Annotated in this window: 27 protein-coding genes, 1 pseudogene and 1 riboswitch (1 of these 29 running past the window's edge); of the genes and pseudogenes, 5 read left to right on the top strand and 23 right to left on the bottom strand. The window is 54.7% G+C overall.

Annotation, left to right across the window (positions count from 1 at the left end; all coding sequences use genetic code 11):
* Nucleotides 1-19: 19 nt before the first annotated feature.
* From EL294_RS02415 to ribD, 9 genes and pseudogenes are all read right to left on the bottom strand, one after another.
* Complete coding sequence (locus tag EL294_RS02415; protein ID WP_126464916.1) at nt 20-646, bottom strand: DUF47 domain-containing protein; 627 nt, start codon at nt 644-646, stop codon at nt 20-22.
* 9 nt (nt 647-655) lie between these two features.
* Nucleotides 656-877 (bottom strand): inorganic phosphate transporter, encoded by a 222-nt coding sequence (locus EL294_RS08175; RefSeq protein ID WP_369698084.1) that lies wholly within the window; start codon nt 875-877, stop codon nt 656-658.
* A gap of 56 nt (nt 878-933) precedes the next feature.
* A pseudogene (locus EL294_RS02410) lies at nt 934-1,677 on the bottom strand (inorganic phosphate transporter); the annotation flags it as partial.
* Between the two features lie 57 nt (nt 1,678-1,734).
* Nucleotides 1,735-3,090: a PFL family protein gene (locus EL294_RS02405; protein ID WP_126464915.1), complete on the bottom strand. Its 1,356-nt coding sequence runs from the start codon at nt 3,088-3,090 to the stop codon at nt 1,735-1,737.
* Nucleotides 3,091-3,103: 13 nt separating this feature from the next.
* The gene (locus EL294_RS02400) at nt 3,104-3,373 is read right to left on the bottom strand and encodes an ACT domain-containing protein (RefSeq protein ID WP_126464914.1); all 270 of its coding nucleotides are present in this window, start codon (nt 3,371-3,373) and stop codon (nt 3,104-3,106) included.
* Nucleotides 3,374-3,569: 196 nt separating this feature from the next.
* Nucleotides 3,570-4,031 (bottom strand): 6,7-dimethyl-8-ribityllumazine synthase, encoded by a 462-nt coding sequence (gene ribH, locus EL294_RS02395; RefSeq protein ID WP_126464913.1) that lies wholly within the window; start codon nt 4,029-4,031, stop codon nt 3,570-3,572.
* On the bottom strand, nt 4,028-5,257 hold the full coding sequence (locus tag EL294_RS02390; protein WP_126464912.1) for a bifunctional 3,4-dihydroxy-2-butanone-4-phosphate synthase/GTP cyclohydrolase II: 1,230 nt from the start codon (nt 5,255-5,257) through the stop codon (nt 4,028-4,030). The genes ribH and EL294_RS02390 overlap by 4 nt, the downstream gene beginning before the upstream one ends.
* A 9-nt stretch (nt 5,258-5,266) precedes the next feature.
* The gene (locus EL294_RS02385; protein ID WP_126464911.1) at nt 5,267-5,905 is read right to left on the bottom strand and encodes a riboflavin synthase; all 639 of its coding nucleotides are present in this window, start codon (nt 5,903-5,905) and stop codon (nt 5,267-5,269) included.
* The gene (gene ribD / locus EL294_RS02380; RefSeq protein WP_164715182.1) at nt 5,887-6,972 is read right to left on the bottom strand and encodes a bifunctional diaminohydroxyphosphoribosylaminopyrimidine deaminase/5-amino-6-(5-phosphoribosylamino)uracil reductase RibD; all 1,086 of its coding nucleotides are present in this window, start codon (nt 6,970-6,972) and stop codon (nt 5,887-5,889) included. The genes EL294_RS02385 and ribD overlap by 19 nt, the downstream gene beginning before the upstream one ends.
* Nucleotides 6,973-7,046: 74 nt before the next feature.
* A riboswitch (FMN riboswitch) is annotated at nt 7,047-7,161 on the bottom strand.
* A gap of 99 nt (nt 7,162-7,260) precedes the next feature.
* Here ribD and EL294_RS02375 point away from each other — a divergent pair.
* The 3 genes from EL294_RS02375 (at nt 7,261) to EL294_RS02365 (ending at nt 9,610) form a co-directional block, all read left to right on the top strand.
* On the top strand, nt 7,261-8,136 hold the full coding sequence (locus tag EL294_RS02375) for a GIY-YIG nuclease family protein (RefSeq protein WP_126464909.1): 876 nt from the start codon (nt 7,261-7,263) through the stop codon (nt 8,134-8,136).
* A gap of 72 nt (nt 8,137-8,208) precedes the next feature.
* A complete protein-coding gene (locus tag EL294_RS02370) occupies nt 8,209-8,760 on the top strand; it encodes an RNA polymerase sigma factor (protein WP_164715181.1) in 552 nt (183 codons plus the stop codon).
* Nucleotides 8,747-9,610 (top strand): hypothetical protein, encoded by an 864-nt coding sequence (locus EL294_RS02365; protein ID WP_126464907.1) that lies wholly within the window; start codon nt 8,747-8,749, stop codon nt 9,608-9,610. Before EL294_RS02370 ends, EL294_RS02365 begins: the two co-directional genes overlap by 14 nt.
* Nucleotides 9,611-9,727: 117 nt before the next feature.
* Here the strand turns inward: EL294_RS02365 and rpsI are convergent, their stop codons facing one another.
* A complete protein-coding gene (gene rpsI, locus EL294_RS02360; RefSeq protein ID WP_126464906.1) occupies nt 9,728-10,117 on the bottom strand; it encodes a 30S ribosomal protein S9 in 390 nt (129 codons plus the stop codon).
* A 16-nt stretch (nt 10,118-10,133) separates the two neighbouring features.
* Nucleotides 10,134-10,562, bottom strand: coding sequence for a 50S ribosomal protein L13 (rplM, locus tag EL294_RS02355; protein WP_126464905.1), 429 nt, complete (start codon nt 10,560-10,562; stop codon nt 10,134-10,136).
* Between the two features lie 194 nt (nt 10,563-10,756).
* Between rplM and EL294_RS02350 the strand changes: the two genes are divergently transcribed.
* Nucleotides 10,757-11,731, top strand: coding sequence for a hypothetical protein (locus tag EL294_RS02350; protein ID WP_126464904.1), 975 nt, complete (start codon nt 10,757-10,759; stop codon nt 11,729-11,731).
* A gap of 45 nt (nt 11,732-11,776) precedes the next feature.
* Here EL294_RS02350 and EL294_RS02345 read toward each other — a convergent pair whose 3' ends face one another.
* The 11 genes from EL294_RS02345 to EL294_RS02295 form a co-directional block, all read right to left on the bottom strand.
* Entirely contained in the window at nt 11,777-13,288 is a 1,512-nt protein-coding gene (locus tag EL294_RS02345) for a 4Fe-4S dicluster domain-containing protein (RefSeq protein WP_126464903.1), read from the bottom strand.
* Between the two features lie 12 nt (nt 13,289-13,300).
* Complete coding sequence (locus EL294_RS02340; protein ID WP_126464902.1) at nt 13,301-13,558, bottom strand: (2Fe-2S) ferredoxin domain-containing protein; 258 nt, start codon at nt 13,556-13,558, stop codon at nt 13,301-13,303.
* A 29-nt stretch (nt 13,559-13,587) separates the two neighbouring features.
* Nucleotides 13,588-14,079, bottom strand: a complete 492-nt coding sequence (locus EL294_RS02335; protein WP_126464901.1) for a QueT transporter family protein — start codon at nt 14,077-14,079, stop codon at nt 13,588-13,590.
* Nucleotides 14,072-14,587 carry a phosphatidylglycerophosphatase A gene (locus EL294_RS02330; protein WP_126464900.1) on the bottom strand — a complete coding sequence of 172 codons (516 nt, stop codon included), beginning with the start codon at nt 14,585-14,587 and terminating at the stop codon, nt 14,072-14,074. The genes EL294_RS02335 and EL294_RS02330 overlap by 8 nt, the downstream gene beginning before the upstream one ends.
* A gap of 13 nt (nt 14,588-14,600) precedes the next feature.
* On the bottom strand, nt 14,601-15,101 hold the full coding sequence (locus tag EL294_RS02325; protein ID WP_126464899.1) for a hypothetical protein: 501 nt from the start codon (nt 15,099-15,101) through the stop codon (nt 14,601-14,603).
* Nucleotides 15,091-16,194, bottom strand: a complete 1,104-nt coding sequence (locus EL294_RS02320) for an FAD:protein FMN transferase (RefSeq protein WP_164715180.1) — start codon at nt 16,192-16,194, stop codon at nt 15,091-15,093. Before EL294_RS02320 ends, EL294_RS02325 begins: the two co-directional genes overlap by 11 nt.
* A 155-nt stretch (nt 16,195-16,349) precedes the next feature.
* Nucleotides 16,350-16,697 (bottom strand): ArsR/SmtB family transcription factor, encoded by a 348-nt coding sequence (locus EL294_RS02315; RefSeq protein ID WP_126464897.1) that lies wholly within the window; start codon nt 16,695-16,697, stop codon nt 16,350-16,352.
* Between the two features lie 215 nt (nt 16,698-16,912).
* Entirely contained in the window at nt 16,913-17,698 is a 786-nt protein-coding gene (locus EL294_RS08105; RefSeq protein ID WP_126464896.1) for a TPM domain-containing protein, read from the bottom strand.
* 9 nt (nt 17,699-17,707) lie between these two features.
* The gene (locus EL294_RS02305) at nt 17,708-18,259 is read right to left on the bottom strand and encodes a LemA family protein (protein WP_126464895.1); all 552 of its coding nucleotides are present in this window, start codon (nt 18,257-18,259) and stop codon (nt 17,708-17,710) included.
* Entirely contained in the window at nt 18,256-19,443 is a 1,188-nt protein-coding gene (gene thiI / locus EL294_RS02300) for a tRNA uracil 4-sulfurtransferase ThiI (RefSeq protein WP_126464894.1), read from the bottom strand. Before thiI ends, EL294_RS02305 begins: the two co-directional genes overlap by 4 nt.
* 1 nt (nt 19,444) lies before the next feature.
* A complete protein-coding gene (locus EL294_RS02295) occupies nt 19,445-20,572 on the bottom strand; it encodes a cysteine desulfurase family protein (protein WP_126464893.1) in 1,128 nt (375 codons plus the stop codon).
* A 47-nt stretch (nt 20,573-20,619) separates the two neighbouring features.
* On the opposite strand from EL294_RS02295, the gene EL294_RS02290 reads away from it, so the two are divergent.
* Nucleotides 20,620-21,426 carry a hypothetical protein gene (locus tag EL294_RS02290; RefSeq protein ID WP_126464892.1) on the top strand — a complete coding sequence of 269 codons (807 nt, stop codon included), beginning with the start codon at nt 20,620-20,622 and terminating at the stop codon, nt 21,424-21,426.
* Nucleotides 21,427-21,487: 61 nt separating this feature from the next.
* Here EL294_RS02290 and EL294_RS02285 read toward each other — a convergent pair whose 3' ends face one another.
* Nucleotides 21,488-21,948 carry the 3' portion of an acetamidase/formamidase family protein gene (locus EL294_RS02285; protein WP_126464891.1) on the bottom strand. The gene runs 442 nt beyond the window's last position, so the window shows 461 of its 903 coding nt (coding positions 443-903); the start codon falls outside the window, past its right edge — the gene reads right to left on this strand; its stop codon occupies nt 21,488-21,490.

Genomic DNA, 21,948 nt, shown 5'->3' with positions numbered 1-21,948 from the left:
TAGGGACCGGTTTTTGTATTTATTGGTTTTTTAACATGGCGGATTCGAATTCGTTCGCCGCACCTTCTATGCTGTCCATACAGTTTTCCATCACCGTCAAGAGTTCCTTCCAGGTCAGGATGCGGCGGGGGTCGAAGGTGCCGGTAAAGTCGAAGAGGGCGCGCATGGAATTTAAGTACAATTCATCGCCCTTGCCCTCGAGGGAGTTGATGTGAATAATGCGATCCTTTACGTCATTGGAGCGCTTGAAGTTGCTGAATTCCAACACCAGCTCTTCCAATAGCAGCGTGCCCTCCAGAATTAATTCGCCGAATTCTATGCATTCGGGGATCAATTCCCGCACCCGATACATATACAGACCCAAGAGGATCTCCTCGATGCTGTCGACCACCGTATCGAGCTTTTGGGTCACTTCGATAATGTCTTCCCGCTCGATGGGCGGCAAAAATTCGATGGCCAGCTGATTCATAATCGAGTGCATGGTATGGTCCGCGTCGTTTTCGATGCGCTTCATGGCTTCGGTCTTTTCTTTCAGCTTGGTGTGATCGTAATTGTTTAAGATGTCGCTGAGCAGTCTGGCCGCCGCCGTCGCGCGATCCGTCATATCGCTAAACTTCTGAAAATAGTCGAACTTTCTTTCTCTCATGGAATGCTCCTAGAAAATTTTGATAAAGATATACGTTACTATAAAGCCGATCAACCCGCAGCCAGGAAAGGTCAACACCCACGCCAGCCCCATCTCCCGAACGACTGCCCAGTTGACATTACGAATGCGCTTGGAGGCGCCCACGCCCATAATCGCCGTGGTCTTGGTGTGGGTGGTGGAGACGGGGATCCCGGTAATCGATGCGAACAATAGGCTGATCGCCGCCCCCATATCGGCGGCGAACCCTTCGTAGGTCTCCAGCTTGACCATATCATCCCGACGGATTTGATGATCCGAAGTCCGCCGATGCTGGTGCCGAAACCGATGACGAGCGAGGTCAGAATCATCAGCCAGGAGGGAATGATAAAATGCCCGGCGTTTCCGGTGCCGGCCCCCAGGCTGATGGCGAGCATAAATACCCCCATAAACTTCTGGCCGTCCTGCGCTCCGTGCATAAATGCCATGGCCGCCGCCGAGATCAGCTGTCCGTTCTTAAAAAATCGCTTGGTCTTTCGTCGGTCGGCATAAAAGAAGATGCGCTTTACCGCCTCGACCACGATATAACCCATGCCGAAGCCCAATACCGTCGAAAGCACCAGGCCGTAGATGTTTTTGATCCACTCTGCGCCGTTGATGCCGGCAAGGCCGCCGTGCAGGGCGATGGCAGAGCCGGAAAGACCGGCGATCAGGGCGTGGGATTCCGAAGTGGGAATCCCGAAGTACCAGGCGGCAGTCGCCCAGATGACGATACTGAATAAGGCGGCGCACAGGGCGATGACCGCCTCGTTGTTGTTGCCGTTAAAGTCTACCATATTAAAGATGGTTTCGGCGACATTCGCATTGAGAAAGGTCATAACGAATACGCCGAGAAAATTGAACAATGTCGCCATATAAATGGCCTTTTGCGGTTCGATGGACCGCGTGGATACGGCGGTGGCGATGGCGTTGGGCGCATCGGTCCATCCGTTTACAAAAATAACGGCGAGGACGAGCAAAGCGGTAATAAAAATAGCCGGGTCCTCGCTGATCATAGCGATAAATTCTTGAATAGAGACTGTCATTCTTTTCCTTTCCAGACGGCAAAGACGTCAGTTCTTAAAGCTGTGGATCGGGGCGGGGATAAATCCGCCGCGCGCCGCAAATCGACGACAGTCGTTTTCGTGTACGGGAAGGATGGGAGCCTCGCCCAGGAGGCCGCCGAATACGGCGCCGTCGCCCACTCCCTTTCCGCAGACGGGAATGATGCGAACCGCCGTGGTTTTGTGATTGATGATGCCGATCATCGCCTCGTCCGCGAGGATCGCCGCAATGGTCGATGCGGGCGTATCGCCGGGAATCGCGATCATATCGAGACCCACCGAACAGACGCAGGTCATGGCTTCGAGTTTATCGAGTCCCAATGCGCCCGCTGCGGCCGCATCGATCATGCCCTCGTCCTCGGAGACCGGGATAAACGCGCCGCTTAAGCCCCCTACATGGGCCGAGGCGTTAATGCCGCCTTTTTTTACCGCGTCGTTTAAAAGCGCAAGCGCCGCCGTGGTGCCGTGGCCGCCCACCCGGCCGATGCCGATCTCTTCGAGGATCCGCGCGACGCTGTCGCCCACCGCCGGCGTCGGGGCAAGCGATAGGTCGATGGAGCCGAAGGGCACGTCGAGGCGCTCGGCGATTTCTTTTCCCACCAATTCGCCCATGCGGGTGATCTTAAAGGCCATCTCGCTGATTACGCGGGCGAGCTCGTCGAAGCGGTCCGCGCGATAGTTTTCCAGGGCGGATTTCACTACCCCCGGTCCGGAAATGCCCACATGGAGCACGTGATCCGAAAGACCCACCCCGTGGAATGCCCCTGCCATAAAGGGATTGTCCTCGACGGCGTTGGCAAAGACCACGAGCTTCGCACAGGCGATAGAGTCGTCGGCGGAAGAAAGTTTCGCCGCTTCGATAATCTTTTCGCCCATAATCCGCACCGCGTCCATATTCAGCCCCGACTTGGAGCTGCCTACATTCACCGACGCACAGACTTTTTCGGTCGACGACAAGGCCTCGGGAATCGCCTCGATCAGATTTCTCTCCTCGGCGGTCATACCGCCGTGCACTAGCGCCGAAAACCCGCCGATAAAGTCGACGCCGATGGCAATGGCGGCCCGATCCAAAGACTTAGCGAGCTTCACAAAGTCCTCGCGGCTGCCGCCGGGCAATAAAAGAGACGCGGGCGTTACGGAAATGCGCTTGTTTACGACACATACGCCGTATTTTGCGGCAACCGCATCGGCCGTCTCGACCAGGTCTTTTCCCAATGCGGTAATCTTCGCGTATACCTTTTCCGATACCTCGTCCGCGTCGTCGGATATGCAGTCCAGCAACGAAATGCCCATCGTCGCCGTGCGGATATCCAAATTCTCGTGGTCGAGCATATGTATGGTTTCCAGAATAGAAGAACGATCCAAGAAAATCCCCTCCCTAAATGCGGTGCATTCTGCTGAAAAGCGCTTCGTGTTGCAGGCGGATATCCAAGCCCAACTCTTCGCCGAGGGACTGATACTCTTCTACGACTTCTTCTAAGGCAAAATTTTCGTCGGCGTGTTCCACGACGAGAATCATCGTAAAATAGCCGTCGACAATGGTTTGACTGATGTCCAAAATATTGAATTTGTGTTTTTGCAATTGCTCGGTGACGAGATAGACAATGCCGATCTGATCGCGTCCCAAGACGCTGACAACTGCTTTCATAATAACCCCTCCTCACTTCCAATATTATAACATAGAGTTTAAATAAACTTGGCACTCTTAATGTATAGATTACAAACTTGATCTTATTTTGAAGAAATGCGTGCATCCTTCGTCTTTTCTTTCTGAAAATACAAAAAAAAGGAGAAAGACCTTCGTCTTTCTCCCCTATTATTACATATTTTTCAAATTCCGCCAATCAAATGCGGTCGAACAAATCGACCATTTCCAATACGCTCATGGCCGTATCGTATCCCTTGTTGCCGCTCTTAGTGCCGGCCCGCTCGATGGCCTGCTCGATGTTTTCGGTGGTGACGACCCCGAAGCCCACGGGAACACCGCTGTCTAAGGATACCTTGGCGATGCCCTTGGAGACTTCGTTGCAGACATAGTCGTAGTGGGTGGTGGCGCCGCGGATCACCGCGCCCAAACACAAGATGCCGTCGTATTCGCCCTTTTCTGCGAGGCGTTGAGCGGCGAGGGGGATCTCAAAGGCCCCAGGCACGCGGATCAGGGTAATGTCGTCGTCTTCGACCTCGTGGCGGATCAGGCAGTCCAGCGCCCCGTCGAGGAGCTTTCCGGTAATAAAATCGTTAAAACGGCTGACGACGATGGCGAATTTTTTGCCCCGTCCCGTCAATTTTCCTTCAATCGTAATCATCGCATGGCCTCCTCGGATGTCTCGCCGGTGTTAAATTCGTCCAAGTAATGGTGCATCTTTTTCGCCTTGGTCTCCAAATAGAAGTGGTCGCACGCCTGGGAATGGATCTCGATGGGTTCGCGCTTTACGATTTCCATGCCGTATTGGTTCAAGTGGTAGACCTTATCGGGATTGTTGGTGAGCAGGCGGATCTTTCGGACGCCGAGATCCCGAAGGATTTGCGCGCCGATATAGTATTCCCGCGCGTCTTCCGGAAAGCCCAGGGCGAGATTCGCCTCAATGGTGTCCATCCCCTGATCCTGAAGGGCGTAGGCCTTGAGTTTGTTCAACAAACCGATCCCTCGGCCTTCCTGGCGCATATAGAGCACGACGCCGCGGCCTTCTTCCGAAACCCGCTCCATCGCCTTGGCGAGCTGATCGCCGCAGTCGCAGCGCAAGGAGCCGAAGGCGTCGCCCGTAAGGCATTCGGAGTGCACGCGGCATAAGATCTCTTCGTCCTCCGAGATCTCGCCTTTAACGAGCGCCACGTGGTGCTCGCCGTTTAGGCGGTTGCGGTAGCCGTAGGCGGTAAAATGGCCGTGTTTGGTCGGCATATCCGCCTTGGCGACGCATTCTACCAGCGGGTCGTGGGTCTTGCGGTATTCCTTGAGCTGTTCGATATGGATCAGCGGCGCGCCCGCTTCTTTCGCCATCTCCCGAATGCGGTCTCTTCGCATCATTTCGCCGTCGTCTTCCATAATTTCACAGCAGAGTCCGATTTCGGTAAGCCCCGCCAAGCGCAAAAGATCCACCGTACCTTCGGTATGGCCTTCGCGCTCCAGCACCCCGCCAGGCTTTGCGATTAAGGGGAACATATGCCCCGGGCGGCGAAAATCTGTGGGCGCCGCTTCGGGATCCGCCGCCTTTCTCGCGGTCATGGCGCGCTCTACGGCGCTAATGCCGCTTCCGGTCTCGACGTGGTCGATGGATACGGTAAATGCGGTCTCGTGATTGTCCGTATTCTGATAGACCATGGGGGCGAGCTTCAAACGGTCCGCCTCTTTTTTGCTCATGGGCATACAAATCAGTCCGCGGGCATGGGTCGCCATAAAGTTTAACTGTTCCGTCGTACAGGTCTCGGCGGCGACGATCATATCCCCCTCGTTTTCCCGGTCCTCGGAATCCAATACAAAAATCATCTTTCCCGCTTGCAGTGCGCGGACTGCTTCTTCAACTGTGCTCCACATACGATCCTCCTAAAATCCGTTTCTGCGAAGAAAATCCATATCGATCCCCCCGCCCTTTGTATGACATTCTTTTGCTCTTAAAATATACTTGCCGACGATGTCGAATTCCACCGTGATCGGCGAACCCCGCTCCAATGTGCCCAGATTGGTCTCTCTGAGGGTCTCGGGAATCAACGATACCGTAAACCCATCGGCGTCGGTGCGGGCGACGGTCAGGCTGACGCCGTTTAACCCCACCGAGCCCTGGGCGACAAAATAGGGAAACCAGTCGCGATCGACTTTCACCGAGAGGAGATAGCCGCCTTCGTGGGGCGAGATTCCCGCGACGGTGCCCACCGTATCCACATGGCCCTGCAAAATATGCCCGCCCATGCGCGTAGTGGGAAGGAGCGCCCGCTCCAGATTTACAGAGGCGCCTGGTGCCAATCGGTCCAGACCCGATTTTTGTGCCGTCACGGTCATCATATCCGCCCGAAAGCGGTCCTCCGAAAAGGCGGTGACGGTGAGGCATACGCCGTCGGTGCAGATCGAATCGCCGATCGCCACGTCTTCGAGGACGGTTTTGCAGGCGACTTCGATCTCGATCTTCTCGCCCCGGCGGCGCATATGCGCAACCGTTCCGACTTCTTCTACGATTCCTGTAAACAAGCTCTCACCCCGCGTATCTTGAGGTCCGAACCGCAGCGCTCCACTTCCGTAAAGACATATTCTCTGCGGTCCTTCAAAAACTCGACGCCCTCGCCGCGTACGGCCTCTCTGCCGCCGCCCAGTAAGGTCGGGGCGAGATAGAGGACGAATTCGTCGACGAAATCGTCTTTGATCATGCTGCCGTGGAGCGTCCCGCCTCCTTCGACCAAGAGGGTACCGACGCCCCGGTCGTAGAGATCTTCGAGAAACGAAGCGGTATCGAGTACGCCGTCGCGCTCTTCAGTAAAGACCACCGCTACGCCCTGCTCGGCAAGGCGATCCGCTTTTTTTCGGTCCATGCGGGCGGTGTAGACCACCGTTTCGATCTCGCCGTCGAAGAGCTTTGCCCCCGCGTCCAGTCGTCCCATTCGGTCCAAGACGATGCGGACGGGCTGTTTGCCTTCGCCGCTTCGGTTGGTAAGACGCGGGTCGTCTAAGAGCGCCGTGCGGGTTCCCACGAGAATTCCATCGACTTCGCCGCGAAGCCGGTGGCCGTCTTTGCGGGCCGCTTCGCCGGTGATCCATTGGCTCTCGCCGCTTCGGGTGGCGATTCTCCCGTCGACGGTGGCGGCGTACTTGGCGAGTATGTAGGGCCTATGTTTTGTAATGCCCGTAATAAAGGCGCGGTTTAGATGCGCACATTCCGCTTCCAGTACGCCCGTGGTTACCTCGACGCCGCTTTGGCGGAGCCGGGCGATGCCGCCACCCGCCACCTTCGGGTTCGGATCCTCCATCCCCACGACGACCCGGGCGATCTTTGCCCGCACAATGGCGTCGACACAAGGGGGCGTCTTGCCGTGGTGCGAACAGGGCTCCAGATTCACATAGAGCGTGGCGCCGGCGGGATCTTCCTTGGCTCGCCGTAGGCAGTCCACTTCGGCGTGTTCCGCCCCGTAGGCGCGGTGATAGCCCTCTGCGAGAATCCGCCCGTCCCGTACCAGGACCGCGCCGACCATGGGATTGGTCTTTGTATGTCCCCTTCCCTTCGCCGCAAGCGCCAGGGTTCTCTGTATAAAACGTTCGTCCATATTGCCTCCCATAAAAAATCCGGAGCACGGGGCTCCGGATGGTACGCAAATTCAGGGCAATACAAGTATTGCCTATGATTCTTCTCCCATCCGGACTATACCGTCGGTATCGGAATTACACCGATTCAATCTTTCGAGTCGTGGACTGTGACCACCGGTGAGGAATTGCGCCTCGCCCTGAAGAACTTCTATGCAGTTAGGAAATGTTTTCCTTTTAATAATATACCACGGACTCCCTTTCTTGTAAACCCCCTTGTGTATCTCTGTCAATCGGCGTAGGATAACGGTATGGAACTATTGCAATTATCGGAACTTTCCCGTATCGAGCCCAGGCCGGGCATTTACAAAATGTACGACCGCGGCGCGCTCCTCTATGTGGGAAAAAGCAAGCAACTGAGACATCGCGTGCGCCAATATTTCGGAGGATCCCATCACGCCCCCAAGATCCGCCACATGGTGGCGCGGATCGACGCCGTGGGCATCGAATACACCCCCTCTCATCTCGAGGCCATGCTCGCCGAAGAACGCGAGATCAAGCGCCTTCAACCGCCCTATAACCGTATATTAAAGCGCGAGATACGCGCCGTTCGCTTTGTGCCGGATCGAAGAGCGCCCTTATTGTATCGCCTCGCCCCCGGCGGATTCGGCCCGGTGCAAAAAGAATCCTTTCTACGGGAATTCTTTTTGTCTCTTCGCCATCTCTTTCCCTTCGACGGCCCCCTCGCCTATCATCCCCTGCCCCTCCGGCTTACGGCGGCGGAGGCGGCGCAGACCGAGGCGCGGCTTGCGGCGATCTTTTCCGACGAAGCGGCGTTTTCCGCCTTTCTCGATGCGATCCGAACGCTCCAGAAGAAATCCGTCGCGGCACTGTACTTCGAGCGGGCCGAGACGCTGGAGGTGATGCATCGCCAGGCGAGCCGCCTCGGCCGCAATCTCTTCCTCTACGACGCCTTTCTTTCGGATACACATGTCCTCTGCGAACCGACGCCGGCGGGAAACCGGCACTTTGTGGTAAAACAAGGCATCCTCACCCATGTCGGCTATGAAGAAGGCGCGCTGCAAGCCTATCCCTATCGCGATACGGCCACCGAAGACCACCGCCGCATTCTCTTTTCCCATTACGTGCAATACGGGGATTGCGATACGCGCGGAAACTTTTTTTGATTTCTTTGTAATATTTTAGCCCTACCTGCGTATTTACTCTATGAAAGATACGGCGCCAAGGAGGTGAGCCTATTGGAAAGAACGGAAAGAATCGATTCCGTTTCCGCTTGGGAGGAGACGGCGAATTTCGAGGAGATCTACGAAGCGTATTTCGATCGGATCTTTCGATTCGTCGCCTACCGCTTGGCGGATAGAGAATCGGTGCGGGATGTAACCGCAGATATCTTTCAAAAAGTATATACGAATTTCTCCGCATACGATGCGGCAAAAGGCCGCTTTGAGGTTTGGATTTTTTCCATCGCGAGAAACACCCTATACGACTACTATCGAAGACAGGCTCGCAGAAAGTGGCTGCCGCTGGAAAATCTGATCCACATTCTCCCGTCCGAGGAACGGGTGGAAGATCGGATCGAGCGAGCGGAAGAACACGAGCATTTGCGAAAGATCATTCGACGCCAAAGCGAGCGGGATCAACTGCTCCTGAGCTATAAATTCGCCGCAGAGCTTTCCAACGCGGACATTGCGGCGTTGATGGCGCTGACGCCGAACCATGTGGGCGTCCTACTGCACCGACTTTTGAAAAAAATTCAACGCGAGATGGAGGCATATTATGAAGAATCCTAAAGATTTGCAGTCTTCGAATTTTCGGGCGGAAGAAGAGTGGACCGCGCAATTAAAAACCCTCTATGCGCCCGATGCACGGGACAAAGAAGCGGTACGCCGCCGCATAAGAAACCGGGCGCGGCGCCGCACAACACCCGCCATTGCGGCCGCCGCCGCGCTCTTGGTCTTTACCTTACCCTTTACGGGCTTCGGAGAAAGCATCGTTGAGACGATACGGCAGGTGGCAACGCCCACGAACCGTATCGTCGTCCACGAGGAAAAGGCGAACGCGCATCTGTCGAAGAGAACCCTGCCCGAAACCTTAAAGGGTAAGCTCTACGACCGGGACGGCCGCGAAATTACCGATGCGACGGTCCTCGATAAAATGGAACCGCTCTTTACCCGAGAGGGAAAAGAGATCGAACACATCGAGTTCGACGATGCAACCGGCCAGGCGACATTCGTCTTAGAAGAAGAGACCGACGACATCGACTTCAGCGTCTATGAACCGATCCCTTCCGTGGCCGATCGACTGACTTTTACGCCCCTGGTCTTATCAGAGCGCTACCCCTATGAGTATGCCGACGTATACGCGACAGACGATACAAAAACCGACTACGTCGCCTTTCACTATAAGACGAAAGACGGCAAGGAGATCTATATCGACCAGCGGCGCGACATCCCCGGCGCCGGCTATGAAATCGGCGGCGAGGAACCCATCGAAACCCACATCATCGACGGCATTCGAGTGATTGTGCAGGGATCGAGCCTCTACGCCGAACGAGACGGCATTCTCTTGGGTGTGACGGCAAAAGACGCCGACAAGGGCGAGCTCCTCGCCATCTACCGGGACCTTCGGCCCCTCGAGTAGCCAAATCGATTTGCACAGCAAAAAAACGCCCCCGTACCGGCTCTATACCGTTTCGGGGGCGCTGTTTTTCGGCATAACAAAACCCGCATACGCGATGTATGCGGGTTTTTTGTAATCTTAACGCTTGGAGAATTGGGGAGACTTTCTCGCTTTTTTGAAGCCGTATTTTTTACGTTCCTTCATTCTCGGGTCACGGGTCAAGAAGCCCGCTTTTTTGAGGATGGGGCGCAATTCGCCGTCCGCTTCGACCAACGCTCTTGCAATGCCTTGACGAATGGCACCGGCTTGTCCCGTATAGCCGCCGCCTTTTACGCGGACGATGACATCATAGTTGCCTTCGGTTTCGGTGATCTCCAGGGGAGATTTTGCGACGATGCGCAAGGTTTCGAATCCGAAGAAATCTTGGATGTCGCGACCGTTGACGATGAACTTTCCGCTACCGGAAAGGAGACGCACTTGGGCTACGGACGTCTTTCTTCTACCTGTTGCTCTGTATTGTTCTGCCATCTAAATCACCCTTCCCTTATACTTCGTATGCTTCCGGCTGTTGTGCTGCGTGGGGATGCTCGTTGCCCGCATAGACCTTCAGTTTGCGGAACATGGAGCGGCCCAAGCGGCTCTTGGGAAGCATGCCCTTCACCGCGTATTCGATCACGCGCTCGGGGTGCTTTTCGCGGATTTCGCTGTAAGCGACTTCACGACGTCCGCCCGGATAACCGGTGTGGTAGTCGTATACCTTGTCGTTCCATTTGTTGCCCGTCATCTTAATCTTTTCCGCATTGATGACGATTACGAAATCTCCCGTGTCCACGTGCGGGGTATAGATGGGCTTGTTCTTGCCGCGAAGGATGTTAGCGATTTCGGTTGCCAGACGACCGAGGACCTTGCCTTCGGCGTCGATGACGTACCATTTTCTATCTACTTCATTGGCTTTCGCCATAGTTGTCTTCATGGATGACCTCCTGCTATATCAAAGAGACGAATGTTCAAAAGTTTCCGGGGCTTTAAAACACTAGCAATTATTGTAGCTGAATTTTGGGTCCTTGTCAAGAAAAATCCGCATAAAACCGCAATTCTACGCCCTTTTGTTAGATTCGTCCGCGTTTCGGTATAAAGGCTATATAGACCATAGAAAGCGAGTGCATCATGAATCGAACCAAAGGCAAACGAAACGGCCACTTGCCGTCTTTTCGTACATTTCAATACGACTGCGACGCGGACAACGCCCGCCCCTACTCTCTTTTACATCGGCCCCGGCCCTTGCCCCTCGCCCCGGAGATCACCGAGGCGCTGGAGTATCTGTTGTGGTATGTGCCGAATATCAATTCGTTTCAATCGGCATCGAATATTCTGATCGAAGAAAAGCTCTACGAAGACTTTAGCTTCAGCATGATTGTCGATACCCTGCATCTCAGAAAGGAAGACGTGCTGGTGCTGGAATACATCGACGACGACATCGTCGACTACTATATGGAAAAGATCTGCACCAATTGCCAAAAGATCATCCTCACCACCGGCGACAACGAGACCAAGACCTCGGCGTTGGTCCGGCATATGCGAAACGCCATCGCCCACGGTTTTTTTACGGTGATCGACGATCGCATTATGGCCTTCGACGTGCGCCACATCCCCAAAGAAAATGAAACCTATGGCTGTACCGCCATTATCAAACTCGATCCGCTCCACTTGGTACAGACGCTCGCGCTCTTGGAGCAGGAGCTCACCCACGAAAAGCTCGCCCAGGTAGCGTTTGCAAAATGCGGATACGAAATCCTCGAGACCGACGTCAAAAATCCCGCGCTCCCCTTCGATTTTTCCATGCAAAAAGACGGCGTGGTGTATGCCGTCGAGATTAAAAAGATCGACTTCGAGGGGATCGCCGGTCCCGAACATTTAGAAGGCATTCTCTCCCACTTCCCCGTCTCGGTAAAAGAAGAGAAGGTGCTCTTGATGGACTCCGCCGTCTTGGACTCGCGAGCAAAGGCGACGCTGCGCCGAGAAAAGATCTTTCTCTTGGACCGGGACAATCTGAAATCTTTGATGGCAAAAGACGACGTACTCGGCCGCATCCGCCGCGAGATGGCGAAGGGCAACGGCGAGGCGCGCTCCCAAAAAAAATGAGTAAGTACGGAATTTCGTACTTACTCATTTTTGGATGTTTTCGCTTTATTTGCTAAAGTCCTTGAGGCTGTCGTCGACGAGCTTGTTTTCCAAGGGCGTCTTGTATTCAGACTCTTTCATATAGCTTTGTACGGACTTGCGCACGCGGTTGGTGGCGGCAATGGTGCCCATACCGGCGATACATCCGCCTTCGCAGGCCATACCTTCCAGCAGGTGGCCCTCTTTTCGGCCGGCTTTTGCCATTTGTAGCATCTTGATGCACTCTTTCAGGGAATTGGCGCCTTCGATTTGAATGTCGCGATCCGGATCGATCTTTTCCGCCACTTCCTTGACCGCTGCGGCGACGCCGCCGGCGATGGCATAACCCCGCGCGGAGGAAGAGGACTCTTCTTCTTCGGCGGTGACTTCCATTTCAGCGGGCTCGATATCCATGGCGACAAACATGCCCATCAGCTCTTCAAAGGTGATGACGAAGTCGACATATTCCTTTACATCGCCGGAGACGGCCTCTACCTTTTTGGAGGTACAGGGACCGACGAAGCAGACCATGGCCTCGGGATCGTCCTTCTTAATGTGTTCTGCGGTATAGCGCATGGGCGAGCCGGAGTCGGATACATAGTCCTTGAGTTCCGGGAAGCGGTAGTCGATCAAAAGCGTCCAGGAGTGGCAGCAGCTGGTCCCCATAAAGGGAATCTTTTCGGGCACGCGCTCCAGATATTCCTTGGCTTCGTGCAGGGTGGTGTAATCCGCTCCCAATCCGACCTCTACCATATCCTCGAATCCCAATTGTTTCATGGCCGCGCGAACTTGTGCGGGGGTGGTGGATTCGCCGAACTGGCCGATATAGCTCGGCGCGGGGATGGCGTAGATGCGTTTTTTGCTCTTTAATGCCTTGGCGAGCTGATAGATCATGGTCTTATCGCCAATGGCGCCCCAGGGGCATTCGGTCACGCAGCGACCGCAGCCGACGCATTTGTCGTGGTTGATAATGGCGCGGTCCAATTCGTCGCTTTCGATGGCGTCCACCCCGCATACCGAGGCACAGGGGCGGTCGTATTCGACGATGGCGTTATAGGGGCAGGCGTTTTTGCAGCGGCCGCAGCGGACGCATTTTTCTTTGTCGATAATCGCGCCGTGCTTGCCGATGCTGACGGCATTGACCGGGCAGACATTGGTACAGGGATGCGCCATACATCTGCGGCAGTTGTCGGTGACCACAAAGGCACGGGTGGGGCAGGCTTCACAGGCGAATTTGATCACATCGACCAAGGGCGTCTCGAAGATCGAGGTGTCTACGTCCACCTTGTCGAATCCGTCGGTGACGGGTATGTATTCGCCGTAATCTCTCAACCCCATGCCCATGGCCAGCCGAATCATCTCTTCGGCGATGGCGCGTTGACGGAATATGTCCTGGCGATCGTTTTCCGGTTGACCGGGAAAAAGCCGATATCCAGCAGTTTCCAGCTCTTCGATGGGTCTGTCCGTAAAAGCCATTCTGGCCACCTCGGCAAAGACGCGGCGGCGCAGACTCATGACACTTACATAACTCTCTTTCACATTTCCCTCCTATTAGTCAATCTTTCCCGCAAGCTTTAAAATGCGTTCACAAACTTCTTGGGGCGCGGCGGAGGTGATGCGTTCGCCGTCGATTTCGACCACCGGCGTATTCTCCGTACCTTGCTCCTTACATACATTCAAGCAGTTGGTATGGGTGATTTCCAGTTCTCCCTCTTCAAAATACCGCTTTTGAAGGTTTTCCAGCGCATCGAGCATATTGCTGGATCCCATCATGGTGCAACGAGCACCTACGCAAACATTGACTTTCATATACACTCCTTCTGTATTGCAACGGACTCTTACTGAGGGTTCTTACTTACAATGGATCGAAAACCCGGATTTCTCTCGAGGACTTCGTAGACCGGCAGACTGATCAGGGTACAGATAATCAGCTCACTTGCCGCCACAGAAGCGCTCATGCCGAGAAAACCGGCGATTCCGCCGCCGTAAACCAGATACAACTCAAAACCGATAATCCAAGAGAATAGGGCCGGCATCAAACTCGCCACCCACTTCCGATGGATCTTTCCCATCACATACAGGCTGATGGCCGTATGAAAGGTACCGAAAAAGATATCGTATATACCCAAGGGGGATGTGATGTTCGACAGTAGAACGCCGAGTACGATGCCCGGCGCGAAGGCGGGATTATAAAATGCCAAGAGATTCATTACTTCCGCCACACGGAACTGAATGGGCCCGTAGGACACCGGCGCCAATACCACCGTCAGACCGTAATAGACGGCGGCCAGTACTGCCGTCGTCGCAATCCACTGTGTTCGTTTATTCATGCGCATTTTCCGCCTCCTCTGTGTTGCGATTGCTGTGCGCCAATCGAGCGGCCGCCGCCGCGGCGATGGCCGCCACCATATCGTCGGAGAACGTGGTAACTTCCTTGCCCTTCATCTTGTCGAGTTTGTCGATAATGCCGATCTTCTTCTTGTCCAAATAGCCGAAGTTCGTCAGTCCGATAGAACCGTAGACATTGACGATCGAAAGACTCATCACTTCGTCGATGCCGTAGAGGCCTTCGTCCTCGGCGATGATGGTCCGAATCGGCTCGTCGAACAGTTTTTGATCCACCGCCTTGTCGATGGCAAGTGCCGTCAATACGGCGTGGATCGTCTCCCGCTTCCGCAAAACCGCCAAAACATTTTCTTCACATAGTTCTATTGTAATGGGCACATAGTCTTTTTGCAACTCATAAACAATCTCGGCGATGTCCTGCACCCGCACGCCTTTTTCGGCGAGGGCATCCAACGCCAGGCGATACAATTCTTCCATATCGTATTTATACATGCTTTCCTCTATTCTAGTATTTTTCTCGAATTCTCTGTCTTTTGCGCCGCTGATACCGCAAGTCATCCACCGCTGCGACAAATAGCGCTGCGGTCTGGGGCAAGACGCAAAATGCGGCATATACCGCGGGCTTAGGCACAAGGCGCAACAGGCGAATCGCCGCGATCTGCGGCAGCATCAGCGTATCCGCCGGCAGGCGCCATAGCGAACGAAAGGGCCCGCGCAAAAAGGTCTCCCCGCCCCCGCCAAAATACGCGATCCCCAACAGAAGCGCCCAGAGGATCGCCGGAACGATCCACAGGGCGATTGTGTCGGTGACGGGGCTTTTGGAAAAAAACTTTCCCGCCGCCACATAGGGCGCAAAGAGCAATAGGGCGATGGCCAGGCGAAAGACCATACTGCCATAAAACAATCGCTCCAAGGGCGGCGCAAAATGGAGCAATATTAAAAATGCGGATACCATCAAGATATTCAGCGCGTGCACGACGATAAAAAGTACGGCGTTATTTCGCATTGCTCGCCCCCTCGCTCTTCAACTTGTCTCGAAGGCTTTCGGTAAATTCGATGCTGCCGTCTTTTAAGATCCAATAGGCTTCGACGCCGTCTAGGGAATCCACCAGCTTTCTGCCTTCTTCATAGGGCATACAAAACACCGTCGTGGACAAAAAATCCGCCAGTCCGCTGTCTTCGGAAATGACCGAAACCGCGCGGAAGTGATCCGCCGGCATCAGCGTGTCCGGATCGATCAGGTGGTGGTAATTCTTGCCGTCCACCGTATAGTAGCGCTGATAGTCACCACTGGTGACCACCGAGGTATTATTGGCATAGACGACGTCTTTCATATTTTGGGCCGTCGGCCGCTTCTCGGTGATTGCATCGGGGTCCTGCAGGCCGATGCCGAAGGCGGTGCGATTCGGCTCCGGCGCCGATCCGATCAGCTTTACATTGCCGCCGGCACTCACCAGCGCCGCCTTACAGCCTGCTTCTTCCAGTTCTCGGCAGGCAACTTCGGTGGCATAGCCCTTGGCGACGGCGCCCAAATCGATCGAGAGATCGGGGTCCTTGATCTCCACCGCGTTCTCCTCGGGATAGAGCACGATATCGTCGATATTGGTATGCGCGGCCGCCTGTCGTAGCGCGTCCATAGGCGGCAATTCGGCGTTCTTTTCTCGATCGTGGTCGTGGCCTTTTTCCGTCGTATAACGATCGCGATACGTCTTCCAAATATCCGTTACGGCGCCGAATGCGATATTGGTCTCGCCGTATTCTTTATAGCGTTCGATCGACAGCGACAAGAGATCCATCAGCTCAGGTTCTACGCTGAATTTTCCCTTTCCCGCCGCATCGTTTAACGCCTTTAGATTGCTGACATTTTCGTAGCGATTAAAGCCGTCATAGATTCTATGCAGCGCCTGAAATCTCTTATGGAGCAATTCGGTATATTTGTCGCCTTCGGCCTTGCTGTCCGCATAGACGATGGCGGTAACCAGCGTGTCGAAGGTGTCGTAAAAAGTAATCTCGTAGCGCTCCGGCGTCCGCTTTATGCCGCCGCATGCCGTCATCAGCATGGCGAGGGCGAGGAGCAGAGCGGTCCATTTTTTTCTCATTCCATCTCCGTCTTTCTTTCCCATAGTTGTATATACCTACTCAGTTTACCAAATTTTTCTGATTCCCGAAACGAAATCCGCGATTTCTCGCCTATTTACGAAGTCTTTGCAACCAAAAAGAACGGATCGGGCCGTTCTTTTCTTTCGGTATATATCTATTCCGCCTTCCACGCGCCGCCACAACAGAGTCCCAAACATCGACTCGATTTCCGATGCCCGACTTTGGAACGGGCGACCTGGGCGAGAAATTGCTGAAACTCGCGAATCACCTCGGCATTGATCGTATAGAAATGCCATTTTCCTTCCTTGCGGTCATCGATCAGCCCCGCACGCGAAAGGATTTTCATATGGTGGGATAAGGTGGGCTGAGTGATGTCCAAATCCGGCAGTATGTCACAGGCACAAGCCTCGCCGTCGATTAAGTATTGCATGATCTTTAATCGGTTCAAATCGCCTAAGGCTTTACAAATTTCGACCATGTCCTGTTGTTTCTTCTCCCGCATTTCGCATCCCGTCCTTTTCTTTGCCGTTCGCCGACCGCTTTCTTTCGCGCGGCAGTGCGAATCGTGCGCGTCGTTATCGTGATTCTATTCTATAAGATGGCGTTCGGTGGGGCAAGGAATAAAGAGAATAGATCTCAAATTTTTCATGACAAATTCTTTACATCTTTGCCATAAAATTTACAAGGCGTAAAAAAAGCATCCCGCAGGATGCTTTCTTACCAGCCGCCGCTGGCGCCGCCGCCGCCGGAAGAACCGCCGCCGCCGAAGTTTCCTCCGCCGCCATAGCCGCCGCCGAAGCCGCCGCCAAATCCGCCGTAACCGCCGGGGAAGAAAACGGGACCGCGATAGCGCCGTCGTCTGCCGCGACCACCGCCGGAAGAGCCGCCACCGCGAAGGAAGATGGACAAGACGATCAAAATGATCACCCAGCGAAGGATGGTGTCCACCACCTCGTCCTCCTCGACGGGCTCGACGGTTGCGGTGACTTCTTCGCTGCCGTCGATTTGAATATTATACTCTTCCTCGATCACCGCTAGAATCTCTCCAAAGCCGGTTAGAATGCCGTCTTCGTATCTGCCTTCCTTAAAATACGGTGTCAGATCGTTTAGGATGGCTTTCGCCTTCATATCCGGCAAGGCGCCTTCCAGACCGTAACCGGTCTCGATGCGAAACTTCTTGTCCCCCATCGCCACCAATAGGAGCACGCCGTTGTCTTTCTCTTTCGATCCGATATTCCACGCATCGAAAAGTTCCACGGCGACGTCTTCTATGGGCGCCCCGTCGGGCAGGCGGTCCAATACGCAGACGACGACCTGCGCGCCGGTCTGTCGGGCGAGCGATTCGTTCGTAGAGACGATTTTTCCCTTCGCCGCATCGCTTAGGACATCCGCTTCGTCATAGACGTAAAATTCCCGCGTCGGCTGCGGCAAATCCTTCCCCGCTGCAAAAATCGGAAGCGGGAGCAATAGGAGTAAGAGGAAGAGCCAAACGCGCTTTTTCATAGGCTTTTCCTAAAATTTCACTTGCGGTACCTGATCGGCACCCGCCGCCAGTTGGAAGTACTCCCGCTCGTGAAATCCCAAGATGCCCGCCACGAGATTGGTGGGGAATCGCTTTACGGCGCGGTTGTAATCGCCCACGCTTTCGTTATAGCGCTTGCGTTCCACCGCGATCCGATTTTCCGTACCCGCCAATTCCGCCTGCAGGTTCTGAAATCCTTCGTTCGCCTTTAATTCCGGATAGGCCTCGGCCACCACATTGATGTTGCGGATGGCTTCGTTCATTTGTGCATCGGCCGCCGCATATTCCTTGGGCGTCTCGGCGCGCTGAACGGCGCTTCTCGCCTCGGTTACCTTGGTAAATACGTCTTCTTCGTGTTTTGCGTATCCCTTTACGGTCTCTACGAGATTGGGGATCAGATCCGCCCGGCGCTGCATGGTGTTTTCCACCTGTGCCCACGCCTGGTCTACGTTCTCGTCCATGACCTGGAATTTATTGTAGGTTGAGCCGAACAGTACGGCGATCAAGACGAGTATGACCGCCACGGGTATCCATTTTTTCATAGCTTCTCCTTTGCTCGAATTCGGGTGATTTTTAGTGTCTCCATCGACGCATCCAGCATCTCTTCTATGGAAAGGAGTGCTTCGGATGCTTCCATTTCTTCTACCATGGGCCGGAGGGAAGGGTGCTTGGGCAGAAATACCGTACAACAGTCCTCAAAGGGTTCGATCGATGTTTCGTAGGTGCCGATCCGCTCTGCCCAGCGAATAATATCTACCTTATCCATGCCGATCAGCGGCCGAAATACCACAGGCTTTGCCACATCGTCGGTGACGTCCAGGCCGTGGATGGTTTGGCTCGCCACCTGTCCCAGGTTTTCGCCCGTCGTCAGGGAAAGATAGCCGTGTTTTTCGGCCAATCGATTGGCGATCCGCATCATAAAGCGGCGGGAAAGGACCGTCATCTGCTCCGGCGGACAATTTTTGTTGATCTCTTTTTGAATGGGCAACAGGTTTACGCTGTATACGTTCATTTTGGTGGTATAACGGGTGAGGATCTTTGCCAGGCGCATCACCTTATCCTCCGCTTGCGGCGAGGTAAAGGGATAGGAATGGAAGTGGAGCGCGTCCATCTGTACCCCGCGCTTCGCCATCAAAAAGCCCGCCACCGGCGAATCGATGCCGCCGCTTAGGAGCAAGAGCCCCTTTCCGTTGCTTCCCAACGGCAGACCACCGTAGGTCGAGATCTTTTCGTGGTAGAGATACATCTCCTTTTTGACGTCGACATAGAGCATCAGATCCGGCGCGTGTACGTCGACAGAGAGCTTCTCCTCGAAGGCATCCAATATAATGGCGCCCAGTTCCCGATTGATCTCCTGGGAGTTCAGGGGAAAGGACTTGTCGCTGCGCTTGGTGACAACCTTAAAGGTCTGCATCTCCGGATGCGCCTCGAGCACCGCTTCTACATAGCGAACGGACTCCGCCTTTAAGCGCTCCCAATCCGCATCGAAGGCCACCGAAGGCGAGATATATACGATGCCGAAGACGTGGCGCAGGCGCTCTATGCTCTCTTCTTCCCTTGCGGGATCGATCTCTACCTGAATCTTCCCCATTTCGGGGATAATGGAAATATACCCAATATCCTCCAGGACGCTCTCGATATTCTGTACGATTCTGCGGATAAAAAACCGCCGATTGGCCCCCTTCAGGACCACCTCACCCAAACTCAAACTTAATATGCGTTTCATCTTATCTCCTGACTATCGAACGAACTTCGTCTACGGCCTCCGCGAGTGCCGCCGCAAAGATCCGCAATTCTTCTTCTGTGGTCTCTCGGCTCATACAGATTCGTATGGTGCCTTCCGCCTCCCGGTCCGTAAGGCCCAGCGCCGTCAATACGGGATTCTTCCCCGTTCTGTGGCTGGAGCAGGCGGAGGAGGTGGAGATATAGATCTCGCGTCCCTCCAAAATATGCAGCAGTACCTCGCCCCGGGTATCGGGAATGCTGACATTTAATATATACGGGCTCGCCGGTTCGGTGGTGTTGATCCGGATCTCGGGGATTTCTTCCAAAAGCGAGCGGAGCAATCGCACGCGCGCCTCCGCCTCCTCCTTTCGGATGCCCTCTTCTTCTAAGGCGCGAAAGGCGGCGCCCAAACCGTAAATGCCCGGAATGTTTTCGGTGCCGCTTCGAAACCCCATTTCCTGCCCGCCGCCGCGGATCAGAGGGGCAATATCGCGCCGCAGCAGTATGCCGCCGATCCCCTTGGGTCCGTGGAATTTATGGCCGCTAAAGGAATAGCTGTCGCAGCCGATGGCGTCGAAATCGATCGCCAGCTTGCCGACCGCCTGCACACCGTCGATATGCACCTTTAAGGCGGGATGGGCGGCCTTTAGCCTTGGCACCCATTCCTCGACGGGATTGATTGAACCCAATTCGTTGTTGACGTGAAAGAGGCTGAGGGCGATCGTGTTCTCGTCGATCGCGCGATCGAGCACTTCAAAGGGAATATGGCCGCTCGCATCCACCGCCACCTCCCGGAGCTCGATCTCCTTATTCCGCAGGACATTCAAAACGGAGGGGTGTTCGATATTGGTGGTCACCACATTCTTATCGCCTAAGGAAGCGCCGGATACATAGGCGTCGAGGGCCGTATTATTGGACTCCGTGCCCCCCGAGGTAAAATAGAGCTTTCCCTCTCGGCAGCCGAAATAGGCGCATATCTGTTTGCGGATCGCCTCTTTTTCGCGATCGACCCGAAAGCCGAAGCTATGCAGGCTCGACGGGTTCGAAAAATCTTCCGCCAGCGCCCGACTTACGGCGCGAACCACCGAATCCTTCGGCTTTGTGGTGGCACAATTGTCTAAATATATCATCTCTTGCCCTCCTTTTCCTGTGGTATACTAACCCCCAGGAGGCATCTATGTCAAATCATTTCCTACAGATCTATTGTTCCCGCTACGGGCGGGGCGGCCGCCCCGTGGCGTATGGCTATCTGCCCAAAGAAGGCAGCGAAAACATCGGCATCGAGGTGGATCCCGCAAAGGATTGGATCGCGCCCCTCGACCGCATCCTTACAAATCTCCCGAAAACGGAAGATCTCTACGTCTATCACGCCGACTACGAAATCAAAAAGGCCGCGCCCCTCTTTTCTTCTACCGCACGGGACCGCTTGCGGTCGGCTTTAGACCTATATCCCATGCTCAAAGCCATCACCGGGCTTGCACCCGAGTCTTCGTATACCATGGCGCATCTCGCCGAAAAGGCGGGGTTTTCGAAGGCGGTCGCCGTGGGCGATGCCTTTGTCGAGCGCTTCCGTATTGCCGATCCCGCCGCCCTCTATGACCAGATTCGGCACAATCTCCTCGCCATGAAAGCCATATACTCCTATTATACCGCACTCCGCAAACGCACGACACGGCAAGGGGTGCAATTGACCGCATTCTCCCTCTCTCCCTTTCAGATACGGGGAAGAACCCCCGGCGGCAGAGACCGCTATTATCAGCGCGACGACATCCTGTACTGGGAAGAAGACGGCCGCTTTCTCTTCGAGGCGGACGTTCGCTATATGCCCTACGACGCCGAGAAAAAGGCACTCGTCCTCCGGGGCGACTTTTCAATCTCTTCCGCCGTACCCACCCCGCCCGGTTTCGTGGTCTTCGGCATAGACGACGAAATATACTACGACGTGATGGCCGAATTGCTCGCATATCTCAGGGACTGCGCGTAGACCTCACCCATCAGAAAAAGCACCCGAATCGGGTGCTTCTTTTGCTTTGCGTGCACAGACTTTACGAGATTTCGGGAACAATGGGCGGCTTGGCATCGACCTTGGGAATCCCGATCCGCAGATTAAACATCTCGCCATGTATCGGTTTTACCCCTTGGTTCACCTCTACCGACCCCTGCATCGAAAGATACATCAAAATATCGGTCGCATCCCAGCCGTAGGCGTCCCGGATCAGACGCGCCACTTCATGGCAGCCTTCCCATAGGGCATCGTCATAGGCTTTGCCGGTGACATTCACATAATAGCGATCTTTCAGCTCGGTAAGGGGCCAGTCCAGGCGAAAATCCTTTAAGACGCGCACGCGCAATACGACTTCGCCGCCGATCTCCAGACCCGCACCCGAAAGCTCGCCATCTCCCATCGTGGCGTGCAGGTCGCCCACCGCGAGCAGACCGCCCTTCACGCGCACCGGCAAATAGACCCGGGCGCCTTTTTTTATTTTGTTGGAATCCATATTCCCGC

It is taken from the genome of Aedoeadaptatus ivorii (assembly GCF_900638585.1).
GTDB classification, from domain to species: domain Bacteria; phylum Bacillota; class Clostridia; order Tissierellales; family Peptoniphilaceae; genus Aedoeadaptatus; species Aedoeadaptatus ivorii.
Note: the sequence above shows the minus strand (reverse complement) of the source record. Positions and strands in the feature narration are given on the sequence as shown.

What these genes read in the sequence shown, in the direction of transcription:
- EL294_RS02415 (WP_126464916.1), bottom strand. Translation starts at nt 646, where the DNA reads ATGAGAGAAAGAAAGTTCGACTATTTTCAGAAGTTTAGCGATATGACG.
- EL294_RS08175 (WP_369698084.1), bottom strand. Translation starts at nt 877, where the DNA reads ATGGGGGCGGCGATCAGCCTATTGTTCGCATCGATTACCGGGATCCCC.
- EL294_RS02400 (WP_126464914.1), bottom strand. Translation starts at nt 3,373, where the DNA reads ATGAAAGCAGTTGTCAGCGTCTTGGGACGCGATCAGATCGGCATTGTC.
- ribH (WP_126464913.1), bottom strand. Translation starts at nt 4,031, where the DNA reads ATGATTACGATTGAAGGAAAATTGACGGGACGGGGCAAAAAATTCGCC.
- EL294_RS02390 (WP_126464912.1), bottom strand. Translation starts at nt 5,257, where the DNA reads ATGTGGAGCACAGTTGAAGAAGCAGTCCGCGCACTGCAAGCGGGAAAG.
- ribD (WP_164715182.1), bottom strand. Translation starts at nt 6,972, where the DNA reads ATGGACGAACGTTTTATACAGAGAACCCTGGCGCTTGCGGCGAAGGGA.
- EL294_RS02375 (WP_126464909.1), top strand. Translation starts at nt 7,261, where the DNA reads ATGGAACTATTGCAATTATCGGAACTTTCCCGTATCGAGCCCAGGCCG.
- EL294_RS02365 (WP_126464907.1), top strand. Translation starts at nt 8,747, where the DNA reads ATGAAGAATCCTAAAGATTTGCAGTCTTCGAATTTTCGGGCGGAAGAA.
- rpsI (WP_126464906.1), bottom strand. Translation starts at nt 10,117, where the DNA reads ATGGCAGAACAATACAGAGCAACAGGTAGAAGAAAGACGTCCGTAGCC.
- rplM (WP_126464905.1), bottom strand. Translation starts at nt 10,562, where the DNA reads ATGAAGACAACTATGGCGAAAGCCAATGAAGTAGATAGAAAATGGTAC.
- EL294_RS02350 (WP_126464904.1), top strand. Translation starts at nt 10,757, where the DNA reads ATGAATCGAACCAAAGGCAAACGAAACGGCCACTTGCCGTCTTTTCGT.
- EL294_RS02340 (WP_126464902.1), bottom strand. Translation starts at nt 13,558, where the DNA reads ATGAAAGTCAATGTTTGCGTAGGTGCTCGTTGCACCATGATGGGATCC.
- EL294_RS02335 (WP_126464901.1), bottom strand. Translation starts at nt 14,079, where the DNA reads ATGAATAAACGAACACAGTGGATTGCGACGACGGCAGTACTGGCCGCC.
- EL294_RS02330 (WP_126464900.1), bottom strand. Translation starts at nt 14,587, where the DNA reads ATGTATAAATACGATATGGAAGAATTGTATCGCCTGGCGTTGGATGCC.
- EL294_RS02325 (WP_126464899.1), bottom strand. Translation starts at nt 15,101, where the DNA reads ATGCGAAATAACGCCGTACTTTTTATCGTCGTGCACGCGCTGAATATC.
- EL294_RS02320 (WP_164715180.1), bottom strand. Translation starts at nt 16,194, where the DNA reads ATGAGAAAAAAATGGACCGCTCTGCTCCTCGCCCTCGCCATGCTGATG.
- EL294_RS02315 (WP_126464897.1), bottom strand. Translation starts at nt 16,697, where the DNA reads ATGCGGGAGAAGAAACAACAGGACATGGTCGAAATTTGTAAAGCCTTA.
- EL294_RS08105 (WP_126464896.1), bottom strand. Translation starts at nt 17,698, where the DNA reads ATGAAAAAGCGCGTTTGGCTCTTCCTCTTACTCCTATTGCTCCCGCTT.
- EL294_RS02305 (WP_126464895.1), bottom strand. Translation starts at nt 18,259, where the DNA reads ATGAAAAAATGGATACCCGTGGCGGTCATACTCGTCTTGATCGCCGTA.
- thiI (WP_126464894.1), bottom strand. Translation starts at nt 19,443, where the DNA reads ATGAAACGCATATTAAGTTTGAGTTTGGGTGAGGTGGTCCTGAAGGGG.
- EL294_RS02295 (WP_126464893.1), bottom strand. Translation starts at nt 20,572, where the DNA reads ATGATATATTTAGACAATTGTGCCACCACAAAGCCGAAGGATTCGGTG.
- EL294_RS02290 (WP_126464892.1), top strand. Translation starts at nt 20,620, where the DNA reads ATGTCAAATCATTTCCTACAGATCTATTGTTCCCGCTACGGGCGGGGC.